Genomic DNA, 13,822 nt, shown 5'->3' with positions numbered 1-13,822 from the left:
AGCCAATAAGAAAAGAGGAAATTGCCATGTCAGAAAGATTTATCACCAGTGAAGTAGAAAAAGACGGGAAGTTTAAACGACAGAAGAATCGTTTTACCACTCCCTTTGGAATAGAGGAGGGGCAGCTCCCCGTAGAACCTAACAAATACCGCCTGCTTTGGTCTCCAGCCTGTCCATGGGCTCACAGATCTGTGATTGTTCGAAGCCTTTTAGGCCTTCAAGATGTCGTAAGCCTGGGTACCTTAGACCCTGTAAGACCCGATGTGGAGCGGACGGACTGGGCATTTACCTTAGATGATGGTGAGGTGGATCCGGTATTAAAGATTCATTATATCAGCGAGGCCTATTTAAAAGCAGACCCGGATTACACAGGAAGATTTACCGTTCCAGCCGTAGTGGATGTGGCTTCAGGAACCGTAGTAAATAACGATTACTATCACCTGACCAGATACTGGGAGGTAGAGTGGAGCAAATACCATAAGCCGGGTGCCCCTGATCTCTATCCAGAGGAATTAAGGGAAGAGATTGACGCATTAAACCAGATTCTTTTTGACGAGATCAACAACGGGGTATACAAGGCTGGATTTGCCAGAAGCCAGGAGGCATATGAAGAGGCTTATTCTCTCGTATTTAACCGTCTGGATTGGCTGGAAGAGCGTTTAAGCCACAGCCGTTACTTATTTGGAGATAAAATCACAGAATCGGATGTAAGACTGTATGTTACACTGGTCCGGTTTGACGTTGCATACTATAATGGCTTTTACTTAAACCGTAACCGGATTTCTGAGTTTCCAAATCTTTGGGGCTATGTAAGAGACTTATACTCTCAGAAAGGCTTTGGGGATACCACAGATTTTGATGCCATTAAAAAGCATTACCATCTATGTGCCGTATCCAATAATCCTTACGGAATTGTGCCTGATGGCCCTGAGCTCTCCGGCTTTTTAAAACCTCATGGAAGAGATAGTATCAATTACAAGTAGAGGAGGCGAAAAGGTGAAAGCAGTAAGAGTATCGGAAAACTGGCAGTATGCAGGTGTCTATTATGTCAGAGTTGAAACCATGGTAAAAGGATTTCATATTCCCATGGAGAAAGAATTCGATGAGGGAGATTTTAACGAATCCCTGTATGTTTTAGTTCTTGATGATATTTACCCTGTGGCAACCTGCAGAATCCATCTTCTGGAGGAAGAGAACATAGCAAAGATCGAGCGTGTCAGCGTTTTAAGTGAATACCGGAGTAAGGGAGTCGGAAGACTTTTGATCAGCGAAGCTGAGAACTGGATCCGGGAATGGGGCGTTAAAAAAATTGTCATCACCAGCCGGGATGAAGCAGTTGGCTTTTATGAAGCCCTGGGCTATCAGCCGGATTACGGAGTAAAAATAGATGGAGGAATCTTTCAGATTATCCATACGGAAAAATATATCTAAACAGGAGGATATCATATGTCAAGCTTGAGTACGAAACAAAGACTGCGTCCAAAAGAAATCGAAAATGAAATTGATGAAAGAGGGGCATTCATCCGCCAGCCCAATCATTTTACAACTCCTTTTGGAGAGGGAGAAGGTGAGTTAAAGGCAGAAGCAGGAAAATACCGTCTCTTCTGGGCCAAAGGCTGTCATTGGTCCAACCGGGCCTCCATCGTAAGGGAGCTTCTGGGGCTTACAGATGCCATTGGAATCAATCTTGTGGGCCACAGCAAGGAAAACAGTGCATTTGGATGGGAATTCGTGTATAATGAGGACAGAAAAGATCCGGTACTGGGGGCTCAGTTCTTAAGTGAATTTTATTATAACGCTGATCCGGATTATCAGGGACGCTGTACCGTTCCGGCTCTTGTAGACATCACGACAAAACAGGTGGTGAACAATGATTACCACAGGCTCACCAACTATTTTGAAACAGCCTTCCGGCCGTTCCAGGCTCCCGACGCTCCGGACTTATATCCGGAAGAATTACGTCAGGAAATCGATGATTACAATGACTGGCTCTTTCCCAATGTAAACAATGCAACCTACCGTATGATGTTTGCCCAGTCCCTTGTTGCCTATGAAGAGGCATTTGAAGATTTCTACAAGGCTCTGGATGAGATAGAAGAGAGACTGTCAAAGAACCGCTTTTTATTCGGCGATTATGTCACAGACAGTGATGTCCGGCTTTTTGTTACATTAGCGAGGTTTGACACCCATTATTACCGCAATCTTGGCCCAATTAAGCGACGGGTGGTGGATTATGAGAATATATGGGCATACTTAAGAGACTTATATGTAATTCCGGCTTTCCGCAATAACACATATTTCCGGGATATTGCGGCGCCCCGGTCAGAGAATAAATCCCTTTTCCAGGACTTTAATTCCCGTTTTGTGAATCAGATTGATTACGAAGGTATTTGGTCTGCCCCTCAAAACCGGAAGGAATTAAGCAAAACTCCAGAGGAGAAGTTTAAACGCCACGGAAAAGGAAATGAATAATCCAGGCAGGTGATCGTATGATAAACACAAACAGGCTTGTCAGCCAATTTAAAACAATGGTAGAGTTTGATTCTGAAACTTACCACGAAAGAGAGATTGCAGACTATCTGACCCTTCAGTTAAAGGAATTGGGATTTGAGGTGGAGGAAGATGATGCCGGAATACAGCTAAAAGAGCGCATTACCGGATACGGAAATCAGTCCTCCACCGGAAATCTCTATGGACGATTAAAAGGAAACACAGAGGGCAGCCCCGTTCTTTTATCGGCCCATATGGATACCGTACGTCCTGGCATCGGAAAACGTGCCATTCAGGACGAACACGGAGTCATTACTTCAGAAGGCGAGACTATACTTGGTGCTGACGACCTTTCTGGTGTTGCAGCCATTTTAGAGGCAGTCCGGGTCATAAAGGAAGAAAATCTCCCTCACCCGGACATTGAAATACTTTTCCCGGTGGCAGAAGAAAACTATGGAAAAGGAAGTCAGATCTTTGACTATTCTAAAGTCAGTTCCAATCTGGCATACGTCTTTGATTTAAGCGGAGAGATCGGTCTGGCCGCCACGGCAGCGCCAACCCTCATTTCTTTTGAAATCAGAATACAGGGGAGAAATGCTCATGCTGGATTTTGTCCCCAGCTTGGAATCAATGCCATTGAAATAGGTGCCCATGCCATCTCCCAGTTAAAGCAGGGCTGGGTGGATGAAGTGACAACCGTGAATATCGGAAAAATCAGCGGCGGAAAACAGACCAATATCGTGCCGGATGATTGCATCATACTGGGAGAAATCAGAAGCTTAAAGGATGAGAGGGCGCTTAAGGAGCTGGAAAAATTAAGAGAAATATTTTCAAGGACAGCAACTCTTTATGAGGGAAGTATAGAATTTCTTTATGAGAAGCAGATTGAAGCTTATGAAATCGGAGACGAAGAGGAAGTGGTAAAACGATTCCGTAAGGTCTGCAGCCAGCTTGGTCTCACTCCAGTAACTCAGGTTACCTTAGGAGGCAGCGATAATAACCATTTTGTTAAGAACGGCATCCGAGGAATTGTAGTTGCCTGTGGCATGAATGAAGTCCATACCACAAAGGAATATACGACGGTGGATCAGCTTGAAAAGACCGCTTCCCTTGCCCTGGGATTGATTACAGCCCTATAAAAACAGCTTAGTGGAATTACTGCAATGAGAAATATAAATTACGACCAATAAAAAAGAAGAAGCCGAGGCTTCTTCTTTCTCTATATAAAAGACCGTTCCAGGCATTTGAAATCCAGGAATCAGTCTTAATCATTAGGTTGAGCCGGCAAAGAGGCCATTCAGGACGACTCTGCCGACTTAGAAAAACATATGTAGTAAGCGCTCTGACTGCTTTGGGTTTTTTCTATGTTCGTATTAATATCATACCGTAAAATTGTGAAGAAATTTTGTCCTGCTCCTAAAGAAAGCATAAAATTAATGAAGAATTTCTGTAAAAAATTGGAAAAGTATACGAGCCTATGTTGCAGATAATATGATATAGTAGAAAATTTCCCATTAAGCAAATTCAGTATTGCCTGTAGGTGGAAAATATGATATTTATATATTAGTTAGCCAAAACTAACCTAAAACCTGCAAAAAAAGGAATAATGGGAAACAACAATTTGACTGTGGAGGTATTGAAATGCTACTAGAAAGACATCTAATCGAATATTGTTCCCCAACGCTGGCTTCCTTAAAGACAGCCAGCCTGTTTAATCATTCCTTCACATCGGATGAAGAGCTTCAAAAACAGCTGGATCACTTAAACAACCAGCTGGGTGAAAAAGGAATATCTCTCATAGAATTATACCGCCGCAATAACAAGGCGCTGATCTATGTTTATCGGAAAACTCATTTGGAAGCTGATTTGAATCGTCCCGGTGTGTGCAGATTTCTTAAAAAATACGGTTATGAGCAAATGGATGTAGAGTATGCTCTTACCAGGCTGACGGAGCGGCTGAAGGAATCCGGCTCCTTCCCTCATGAAATAGGACTCTTTCTTGGATATCCTTTGGGTGATGTGATCGGGTTTATTAACAATGCAGGTAAAAACTGCAAATGTATCGGCTGCTGGAAGGTTTACTGCAATGAATGCGAGGCGGAGAAAAAATTTGCAAGATACCGCAAATGCAGAGTCATTTACTCGCGTTTATGGAAAAACGGCAGAACGGTCTGGCAGTTAACAGTTGCTGCCTGAGCAAATAAAAGGAAAGAAGAGGTAGGATAAGATGAGTAAAGTAGCAGTTGTTTTTTGGAGCGGCACAGGAAATACAGAAGCAATGGCAAAGAAGGTAGCTGATGGAGCAAAGGAAGCGGGCGCAGAGATTTCTTTATTTAACGCATCTGATTTCCAGCCAGAGCAGGTAGATGAATTCGATGCAATTGCCTTTGGATGTCCTTCCATGGGAAGCGAAGAATTAGAAGACGGCGAATTTGAACCAATGTTCAAGGGCTGTGAGCCCAAGCTGACAGGAAAGAAGATCGCATTATTCGGTTCCTACGGCTGGGGAGACGGCGAATGGATGAGAGACTGGGAAGAAACCTGTAAAAAGGATGGCGCAGTGCTCGCTCATGAAAGCGTAATCTGTAACAACGAGCCAGATGCAGATGGAGAAGCACAGTGTGTAGAGCTTGGAAAGGCACTTGCATAAGTTTAATATAAAAGATAAGCCATGGATTGTTGCTGATGCTTAGCAGTGATCCATGGCTTATTTTATTTTTTCCATAAAGTATTTTTAACTATATCAGATGAAAATACTTTATTTTTTTGTCTTTTTTTACCAATGAATTATACTATGGTGAAAACTATAATGCAAATAACACAATAAATCGCCGGTATTTATTAAAAAAGTGAACAAAGTGCAAAGAGGAGGTATCAGAATGGGTAAAAGCATGGATCTTGTCATTAGAAATGGAGTGGTTGTTTTCCCAGACCGTATAGAAAAGGCTGATATTGGGGTAAGTGACGGAAAAATTGTGGAGATATCACAGGAGATTTCTCAGGATGGAAAAGAAGTAATTGATGCGGCAGGCAAACACATTTTTCCAGCAGCCACCGACGGACATGTACACTTTGATGATCCGGGAAGAACGGAATGGGAGACCATAAAAAATGGCAGCCAGGCTCTTGCAGCAGGCGGCGGCGGTGTATTTTTTGATATGCCTTTAAACAGTTCTCCCTGTACACTGGACAGAGTTAATTTCGAAAAGAAGCTTGCCATTGCAAAAAGAGATTCCGTCTGTGATTTCGGTCTGTGGGGAGGATTATGTCCCACAAACCTAGACAAACTGGAGGAGCTTGCGGAATGCGGAGTTGTGGGTTTTAAAGCATTTTCCTGCTTCAGCGGAATTGATGAGTTCCCTGGAATTGATGACTATACTGCCTACAAGGGTATGGAGAAATTAAAAAAACTGAACCTTCCCCTTATGGTCCACTGCGAAAATGACGGTATCACAGGAAAAGTAACCGGTTTAAAGAATGCGCAGAACAAAACTGGAGTGAAGGATTACTTTGAGGCTCATGCGCCTATTACAGAAATCGAAAGCATCTCCAGAATGATCACCTTTGCAGAAGAAACAGGCTGTAAGCTGATTATTGCTCATGTAAGTACGGCAAAGGGCGTGGAACTGGTTACAGAGGCAAGAAAACGGGGCGTGGATATTTCCTGTGAAACAATTGGTCATTATCTCATTCTCACAGATGAGGATGTAGAAAGACTGGGTACTCTTGGAAAATGTTCTCCGCCAATCCGTGACGCAGCAAACCAGCAGAAGATGTGGGGAAAATTGTTTAATGGTGAAATTACATTTATTTCATCCGACCATTCTCCCAGCGATCCTGTATTAAAAGAAAAAGAGTTCATGAAAGCCTGGGGAGGCATCTCTGGCTGCCAGAGTACACTTCCCGCTGTTTTAACCCATGGTTACCACGATAGAAAGCTGATGCTTACAAAGGTTGCTGCGCTTACTGCCTCCAATGTAAATGAAGTATTTCATATCGAAGGAAAAGGGAAGATTCAGACAGGTTTTGATGCGGATTTTGCAATTGTTGATCTGGATAAAGAATATGTGCTGGATGTAGATTCCTTATTTTATTTACATAAAGTAAGTCCCTATGTGGGAATGAAGTTTAGGGGTCAGGTTACACAGACGATTGTGCGGGGAAGAACTATCTTTCAGGACGGAAAGATTACAGCCGTTTCAGGCGGAAAGCTGATCACTCCTGCCAGAATGTCGTAAGCCGTAAACGTATATAAGGAGAAAAACATGGGAGAAAGTGTGATGACAGAAGAAAAGGCATTGGTAGGTGTAATAAAACAGGATGGGATGGAGCCGGTTCCGGTTAGTAAGAGAACAATGGGGGCATTTTCCTACTGGTTGGTCTGGCTTGGGGGCTGTGTTTCCACGGCTAACTTAACACTTGGTTCTGATCTTGTTTCAGGAGGACTGAACCTTGTTCAGGCGATTATTGCAATTACGATGGGATCAGCGCTTTGCGTTATATGCATGGTCTTAAACGATAAACTATGTTACACAACAGGAATTCCATATGTGGTGCAGCTAAGAGGTGCTTTTGGCTTTAAAGGTACTGTAATTCCTGCTCTTTGCAGAGGGATTCCAGCCGTTATATGGTATGGTTTTCAAAGCTGGATCGGTGCTTCGGCCCTGAATGAAATCAGTAAAATCGTCATTGGCTTTGACAGCATTGTTTTATGGTTCATTTTGTTTCAGGCAATGCAGATCGGACTTTCAGCCTTGGGCTTTCAGGGAATTAAGGTAATTAACAATATTGGCGGAGCTGTTGTTATTATTGCTCTGGTCTATATGCTGGTCACAATTCTTGGTATGCATGGCGATGTAGTGACACAAGTAGTTAATAAAAAGGGATCCTGGGGACTTCCATTTTTCGGAGCTGTAACCACCTTTATTGGAGTCAACTGCGCGCTTCTGGTCAATATCGGCGATTCAGTAAGGCAGCTAAAGCCTGGATGTGGCCCTTTGAAACGAGGCTCTGCCTATGCGTTTGCAATGATTCCTGCTGTAGTATTTATGGGCGTCATCGGACTTCTTGTTACAAGTGTAACCGGAATTGCCAATCCAATCATAGGCTTTGCATATATCATGCCCAATAAAGCAATCGTTGTAATTACGTTATTTTGTATCGTTTGCGGCACATTGACTACCAATATGCTTAATAACGCACTTCCCCCCATCTATGTACTGGTAGATCTTTTAAAAGTATCAGTTAAAAAGAGTGCGATTATCGTGGGACTGCTTGCATATGCTACATTTCCATGGGAGCTTGTTAAGGAGTCATCTGCAGCTGGACTCAACCTGTTTGTTTTGATTTCCTCTTCTGTACTGGGACCGGTTTTTGCAATTCTGGTGGTGGATTATTATATCATCAAAAAACAGAAAATTGATCTGAGTGATTATTACAATCCGGACGGAGCGTTTAAAGGAATCAACCTTGCTGCAATCGGAGGTTTAATCGCAGGAATGGCTGCAGCTCTTACCTTTATAAAAATATCATGGCTGGCAAGTATTCTGCCTGCAGGAATTGTTTATTATGTGCTCATAAAGTGTTTTAAAAAGAAGAAATAAAGAAAAAGAAAGAAGTCTGCGTGGCATTCATTGTCTCGGCAGGCTTCTTTTTTATGAGGTTTACTAATTAAGAATCAGAGTATAAACGTAATAAATTCCGCAGAGAGAATCAAAGCCGGAGGAATGCCCCACAGCCTCAAAGGAAGCGTGGATATCTTCGGCAGATGCTGGAAAAACAAGATCCTTAATTGGTTTGCTAAAATGTGATGAAAGAGCACATCGAAGGAAGGTACGGCTGATATCGTTTGTATTGTTGAGAGACGTACCAATCCTTTTCTTAAGAAGGGAAGTAAACGTTCCATCTGAGTTTCCCGTTAGTATCAGCCCTGCCAGTACACCGCACAAAAAGTCATCTCCGCTTGGGGTAAGACCCACTCCAAGTCCGATCAGAGAAACCAGTTCTTCTGTGGCTTTTTCATAATCCGCTGTCTGCATATAGGTACTGCAGGCTGTAAGATGGTTCTTTGCCGCTGCAGTTACAAGCTCCGCCCCCAGATTATTTTCCTGCTCCTTCCTACAGGCGGGAGCAAATATGGTGGAAAAACCTTCTGTAGCAGAATGATCCAGTACTGTCTTTAACGTATCCCGCAAAAGCTGTGGAGATTTACTGTTTAGTTTGGATTCAAACAGGTCTGCTTCTAAAAAATAGAAGTTAATAACAAAAACAGAGCCGTATATAGAAAGGATACCCGGACTTACCTTCACCTTTAATCCTGGAGAAACAGGAAGTGTTTCCATGGATGCAGCGTCAATTTCTGTAATGAGACTGACAGGTGATACAGGCGACAAATCTGCCTGTAAAGCCAGTAAATAATCTCCGAATTGTATATTAATGGTTTTTCTGTATACAGAGTGTACCAGGCCTTCTGACACAGAATTTAATATCTCCAGAGCATAAGAACCAATGGTTGTAATATTAAGATGCATGATCACTTGTTATCTCCTTTTGCTGATAGTATAAATTCTAGCAAAAAGCTGAAAAAAACACAAACATTATAAAACAAATTATACATATTGGACAAAAAACATAACGAAATTTTACCTCATTTTGCATTGTTTTCCCAGGCATTATTTAATAAAATAATGAAATGTTTCGTCAGTCAGTTATCATTCATTAACCAGAAACGGAGGAGAAGGTATGTATGATTTATTAGTAAAAAATGGGAAGATTGTAACAGCGGATTGTGTATTTTCGGGAAACATTGCGGTAAAAGAGGGTAAAATTGCAGCAGTGCTTCTTGCAGGAGAAGAACCGGAAGCAAAAAAGGTAATTGATGCAAAAGAAAATTATGTTTTCCCAGGTGCAATTGATACCCATGCACATTTAAATGATCCCGGTTACGAATGGCGTGAGGATTATGAGCACGGAACTGCCGCAGCTGCGGTAGGCGGATATACAACCATTATTGATATGCCGCTGCAAAACGAGCCAGCCATGACTAACGCAGCTATTTTTGATAAGAAGTTCGAAAAGGTATCTCCCAATGCATATGTAGATTATTGCTTCTGGGGTGGTTTGATTCCTGATAATTTTCAGGATTTAAAGGGGATGGATGAGAAGGGCTGCGTTGCGTTTAAATCCTTTATCGGCCCCGTTTCTCCTGATTACAGCTCCTTAAATTATGGACAGGTTTATGAGGCAATGCAGATCATCCATGAGTTTGGCGGACGTGCCGGTTTCCATTGCGAAGATTTTGCCGCAATTAAGTGGCAGGAACAGAGAATGAAAAAAGAGGGCAGACTGGACTGGAAAGGATTTTTAGAATCAAGACCGGTTGTTGCAGAAATGGTAGCCACGGTTGATGTCATTGAGCTTGCAAAAGCCACCGGCTGCAAAGCACACATCTGCCACGTAAGCAGTCCTGATGTTGCTCAGAAAATTAAGGAAGCGCAGCAGGAAGGTTACGATATTACAGCAGAAACCTGTTCTCATTATTTAAGCATGACGGATGAAGATGTGATCAAGAACGGACCGTTGTTTAAATGCGCCCCGCCTCTGCGTTCCCAGGAAGAAGTGGACAGGCTGTGGACCTATGTGGAGGATGGTACATTCAGCGGTATTGCAAGTGATCATTCCCCGTGTTCCTATGATGAAAAATTCAAGGAAATTCTGGGTAATAAAATCGAAACTCCATTTGATGTATGGGGAGGAATCAGTGGAATCCAGAGCGGATTTCAGGTAAGCTTCCATGAAGGATGCGTAAAACGGGGAATTTCACCATCTGTTCTTGCAAATGCAATGGCAAAGAAACCGGCTAAGGCCTTTGGAATCTATGGGAAAAAGGGAGATATCAGAACCGGATTTGATGCGGATTTCATTATTGTAGATGCAAATAAGGAATGGGAAATAACAGAAGATTCCCTTCTCTACGTAAATAAGATTTCTGCTTTTGTTGGAATGAAGGGAAAAGGATTGCCGGTCTGCACCATTGTCCGCGGTGAGGTAGTAGCAGAAGACGGAAAAGTTGTAGGTGAAAAAGGATTCGGAAACCTGGTTAAAAAACTGTAATATGCGGATTCATAAGAATCCGCAATCAAGTTCACGGTTATAAGAAGCGTTCCGTGTGGTTGTCTAAAAATTCAACAGTTTCATTTAAAAGTTGAGCAGTTGCAGGGTCCCCTTCATTTCTGTCAAAATCGTGTACGGAACCTGGGATAACAAACTGCTTTGCCTGATACATACTGCAAAGATTAAGAAATTCTGTATAAGGAACGTCTGTATCATTCATACTGTGGGCACAGAATAAAGGAGCGGGAAGTTTTTCACAGGTTCGGAGTGAATACTCCAGAAAGAAATATTTATCCCGGTCTTCATAAAACAGCGATTTCCATGATCCTGTCTGTCTGGCGTAAACATAAATGCTGTAGTGGGTATCTAAATTGCCTTCAGTATGAACCTGATCAGAAACTGCATTAAGGCAGGAACTGTTAACGGGTGGAAGAGAACAATAGTAACTGTTTGGAGTATCAAACCAGCTGTCGCACAGGAAACCATAACCGTAATAAGACAGGATTCCCTTTGGAGGAAGCAGAAGACGCTTATCTTTTGAAGCCAGTAAACATAGGTATGCCCCTGCAGAACGGCCCCATAGAAAGTAGGGAAGTTCCTGGGAAACATAAAGTGACGGATTTAAAATATAGTGATTGATGGAATCAATTACAGATTTCAGTATTATATCAATTTTGGCGGCGGGAGCAAGGGGATAGTCATAGGAAATAATGAGATATCCGGCATTGGTAAGGCTGTTCACATGCAGCTGCGGCAGATCCAGACGGGAGCCGTACAAAAGACCGCCGCCATGAAAATATAAGATGCAGGCCTTAGGTACAACTGCCGTATTACGATATACCGTAACATTAATCGGGTAAGATAATTCGTTGAGTGTCATTTCTATTTGTTCCGTCATTGTGGTGATTTCCTTTCTTCTTTCGATAAAAACACATGAATGTAAGATCATTATAACTGTTAAAAAATAAACAATCAGGGGAAAAGTGGATAAAACGGCATCGGTATTTTATCTCATAATAGAATTGAAATACTTTGAAATGCCTGCCATAATAAACAGGTATAAATTGGTTGACTGAATCAATATGACCTAATGGAAAGTGAGGAGCCTTATTATGAGTTATTTAAACGGACAGACAGGATACCGTGATGACTTATTAGCCACCAGATCCGTCGTTAAAAAAGAAAATTATGTTTTAATTGAGCCGGACGGAATTGTAAAAAATGCGATTCCAGGATATGAAAAGTGTGATGTCACGATTCTTGGCTCTCCTCAGATGGGAGCTTCCTTTGCGGATTACTTAGTGACAGTCCACGAAGGCGGAAAGAATTCTGCATTCGGCGGAGAGGGACTGGAATCATTCATTTATGTAATGGAAGGTTCCATTAAGGTTAAAAATGCGGACAAAGAAGAGACGCTTACTGAGGGTGGATATATTTATTCCCCTGCCAGCAACACCATTTCTTTTGAAAATGCGGGAAAAGAGGATGCAAAGCTCTTTGCTTATAAACGCAGATATGACGAGCTGACTGGATACAGCGCCTACACTGTAGTGGGGAATGCAAATGATCTTCCATGGATTCCATATGAAGGTATGGAGAACTGTTATATCCGTGATTTCCTGCCTGCAGCAGAGAATTTTGGATTCGATATGAATATGCATATTTTAAAATTCCATTTAGGTGCATCCCACGGCTACATAGAGACTCATATTCAGGAGCACGGCATGTATTTCCTTACGGGAAGTGGGATGTACAGACTGGATAATGACTGGGTTCCTGTGAAAAAGGGTGATTATGTATTTATGGATGCTTATTGCCCACAGGCCTGCTATGCAGTAGGACGGGAAGAAGATTTAACTTATATCTATTCCAAGGACTGCAACAGGGATGTAAAGCTGTAACCATTGTTTTTGATGTTCTTCCTAAGAATTTTTATAGATACAAAAAACTGGTTTTCCGGTGTCTGATTCATACCGGAAAGCCAGTTTTTTTATTTTTTTATTTTTCTAAAATACCACGAAAGTGGATAAAAATCAAACCTACATTTATCTAGTTATTTGATTGAAACGGGGGTGAAAAATAACCATAATAGATAAAGAAAAGCTGGTTGGCAGCAATTTGCTGAACAAAAATAACCATAAATCAGGAAGGTGAGGAAGGATAAATGAAACTTGTAAGAGCTGAATTAAAAGACTTGATGAAGAAAAAATTAATGAGAGCCGGTTTGAAAGAAGATCATGCTGATATCACAGCAGAGATTCTTACCTGGTCAGATGAGAGGGGATACCATTCCCATGGAGCAGTAAGAGTGGAGTATTACAGTGAACGGATTTCCAAGGGAGGCATTACCGTAGATCCTCATTTTGAATTCAAAGAGACAGGTCCATGTTCTGCAATCTTTGAAGGTGACAACGGCTGCGGATATGTGGCTGCCACAAAAGCAATGGAACAGGCAATTGAGATGGCAAAGAAAAACGGCATCGCTGTAGTCGGTGTCCGCAACATATCCCACAGCGGCGCTCTTGGTTATTATACAGAGATGGCAGCAGACCAGAACCTGTTAGCCATTTCCTTCTGCCAGTCAGATCCAATGGCAGTACCTACAGGCGGGACAGAACCGTATTACGGAACAAATCCAATTTCCTTTGCAGCTCCGACCGCAGATGAGAGAAAAGTGGTATTTGACATGGCAACAACCGTACAGGCGTGGGGAAAAATCCTGGACAAACGATCCAGAGGAGAATCCATTCCGGATACATGGGCGGTAGATGAAAAAGGAAATCCGGTTACAGATCCAAACAAAGTAAATGCACTTGTTCCCATTGCCGGTGCAAAGGGTTACGGTCTTATGATGATGGTTGATATTTTTTCCGGTATTCTCTTAGGCGTACCCTTTGGCAAGCATGTAAGCTCCATGTATCATGACTGCTCAAAGGGCAGAGAACTGGGCCATATGCATATTGTTATGGATCCAAAGCGTTTTACAAACATCGAAGAGTTCATGAAAAATATGTCCGTTACCTGTGATGAATTAAATGCAATCCCACCGGCAGACGGATATGACAAAGTTTATTATCCAGGCGAAAGAGCCGTTATGAGAAGAGATAAATATTATAACAATGGCGGAATTGAAATTGTAGATGCAATCTATGAGTACTTAAAAAGTGATGCCATTCATTTTAACCGATATGACCACAAGAACCGATTTGCAGAATAAGGA

13 protein-coding genes are annotated in these 13,822 nt (G+C 42.2%); 11 read left to right on the top strand and 2 right to left on the bottom strand.

Going from position 1 to position 13,822, the window contains the following annotated elements:
- Positions 1-26: 26 nt before the first annotated feature.
- The 8 genes from T546_RS0103025 (at position 27) to T546_RS0102990 (ending at position 8,093) form a co-directional block, all read left to right on the top strand.
- Entirely contained in the window at positions 27-983 is a 957-nt protein-coding gene (locus T546_RS0103025) for a glutathione S-transferase family protein (protein WP_026890344.1), read from the top strand.
- Between the two features lie 13 nt (positions 984-996).
- Positions 997-1,431: a GNAT family N-acetyltransferase gene (locus T546_RS0103020; protein WP_026890343.1), complete on the top strand. Its 435-nt coding sequence runs from the start codon at positions 997-999 to the stop codon at positions 1,429-1,431.
- A 15-nt stretch (positions 1,432-1,446) separates the two neighbouring features.
- Positions 1,447-2,472, top strand: coding sequence for a glutathione S-transferase C-terminal domain-containing protein (locus tag T546_RS0103015; RefSeq protein WP_026890342.1), 1,026 nt, complete (start codon positions 1,447-1,449; stop codon positions 2,470-2,472).
- 17 nt (positions 2,473-2,489) lie between these two features.
- A complete protein-coding gene (locus T546_RS0103010) occupies positions 2,490-3,629 on the top strand; it encodes a M20/M25/M40 family metallo-hydrolase (RefSeq protein WP_034597718.1) in 1,140 nt (379 codons plus the stop codon).
- A 502-nt stretch (positions 3,630-4,131) separates the two neighbouring features.
- A complete protein-coding gene (locus T546_RS0103005) occupies positions 4,132-4,686 on the top strand; it encodes a DUF3793 family protein (protein ID WP_026890340.1) in 555 nt (184 codons plus the stop codon).
- 31 nt (positions 4,687-4,717) lie between these two features.
- Positions 4,718-5,140 carry a flavodoxin gene (locus T546_RS0103000; RefSeq protein ID WP_026890339.1) on the top strand — a complete coding sequence of 141 codons (423 nt, stop codon included), beginning with the start codon at positions 4,718-4,720 and terminating at the stop codon, positions 5,138-5,140.
- Between the two features lie 229 nt (positions 5,141-5,369).
- Positions 5,370-6,728, top strand: coding sequence for an allantoinase AllB (gene allB / locus T546_RS0102995; RefSeq protein ID WP_026890338.1), 1,359 nt, complete (start codon positions 5,370-5,372; stop codon positions 6,726-6,728).
- Positions 6,729-6,755: 27 nt separating this feature from the next.
- Complete coding sequence (locus T546_RS0102990; protein WP_051629563.1) at positions 6,756-8,093, top strand: NCS1 family transporter; 1,338 nt, start codon at positions 6,756-6,758, stop codon at positions 8,091-8,093.
- A gap of 63 nt (positions 8,094-8,156) precedes the next feature.
- Here the strand turns inward: T546_RS0102990 and T546_RS0102985 are convergent, their stop codons facing one another.
- Positions 8,157-9,020, bottom strand: a complete 864-nt coding sequence (locus T546_RS0102985) for a DUF2877 domain-containing protein (protein ID WP_034597716.1) — start codon at positions 9,018-9,020, stop codon at positions 8,157-8,159.
- 211 nt (positions 9,021-9,231) lie between these two features.
- Between T546_RS0102985 and allB (T546_RS0102980) the strand changes: the two genes are divergently transcribed.
- Positions 9,232-10,602 (top strand): allantoinase AllB, encoded by a 1,371-nt coding sequence (gene allB / locus T546_RS0102980; RefSeq protein ID WP_026890335.1) that lies wholly within the window; start codon positions 9,232-9,234, stop codon positions 10,600-10,602.
- 37 nt (positions 10,603-10,639) lie between these two features.
- On the opposite strand, the gene T546_RS0102975 is transcribed toward allB (T546_RS0102980), so the two are convergent.
- The gene (locus T546_RS0102975) at positions 10,640-11,500 is read right to left on the bottom strand and encodes an alpha/beta hydrolase (RefSeq protein ID WP_026890334.1); all 861 of its coding nucleotides are present in this window, start codon (positions 11,498-11,500) and stop codon (positions 10,640-10,642) included.
- A 214-nt stretch (positions 11,501-11,714) separates the two neighbouring features.
- Here T546_RS0102975 and allE point away from each other — a divergent pair, with 214 nt between their 5' ends.
- Both allE and allD read left to right on the top strand, forming a co-directional pair.
- On the top strand, positions 11,715-12,503 hold the full coding sequence (gene allE / locus T546_RS0102970) for a (S)-ureidoglycine aminohydrolase (protein WP_026890333.1): 789 nt from the start codon (positions 11,715-11,717) through the stop codon (positions 12,501-12,503).
- A gap of 263 nt (positions 12,504-12,766) precedes the next feature.
- A complete protein-coding gene (gene allD, locus T546_RS0102965; RefSeq protein WP_026890332.1) occupies positions 12,767-13,819 on the top strand; it encodes an ureidoglycolate dehydrogenase in 1,053 nt (350 codons plus the stop codon).
- The last annotated feature ends 3 nt before the right edge of the window (positions 13,820-13,822 follow it).

Origin of the sequence: [Clostridium] aerotolerans DSM 5434 (genome assembly GCF_000687555.1) — a bacterium.
Taxonomy (GTDB): domain Bacteria; phylum Bacillota; class Clostridia; order Lachnospirales; family Lachnospiraceae; genus Lacrimispora; species Lacrimispora aerotolerans.
This window is presented reverse-complemented; position numbering and strand designations above follow the sequence as displayed.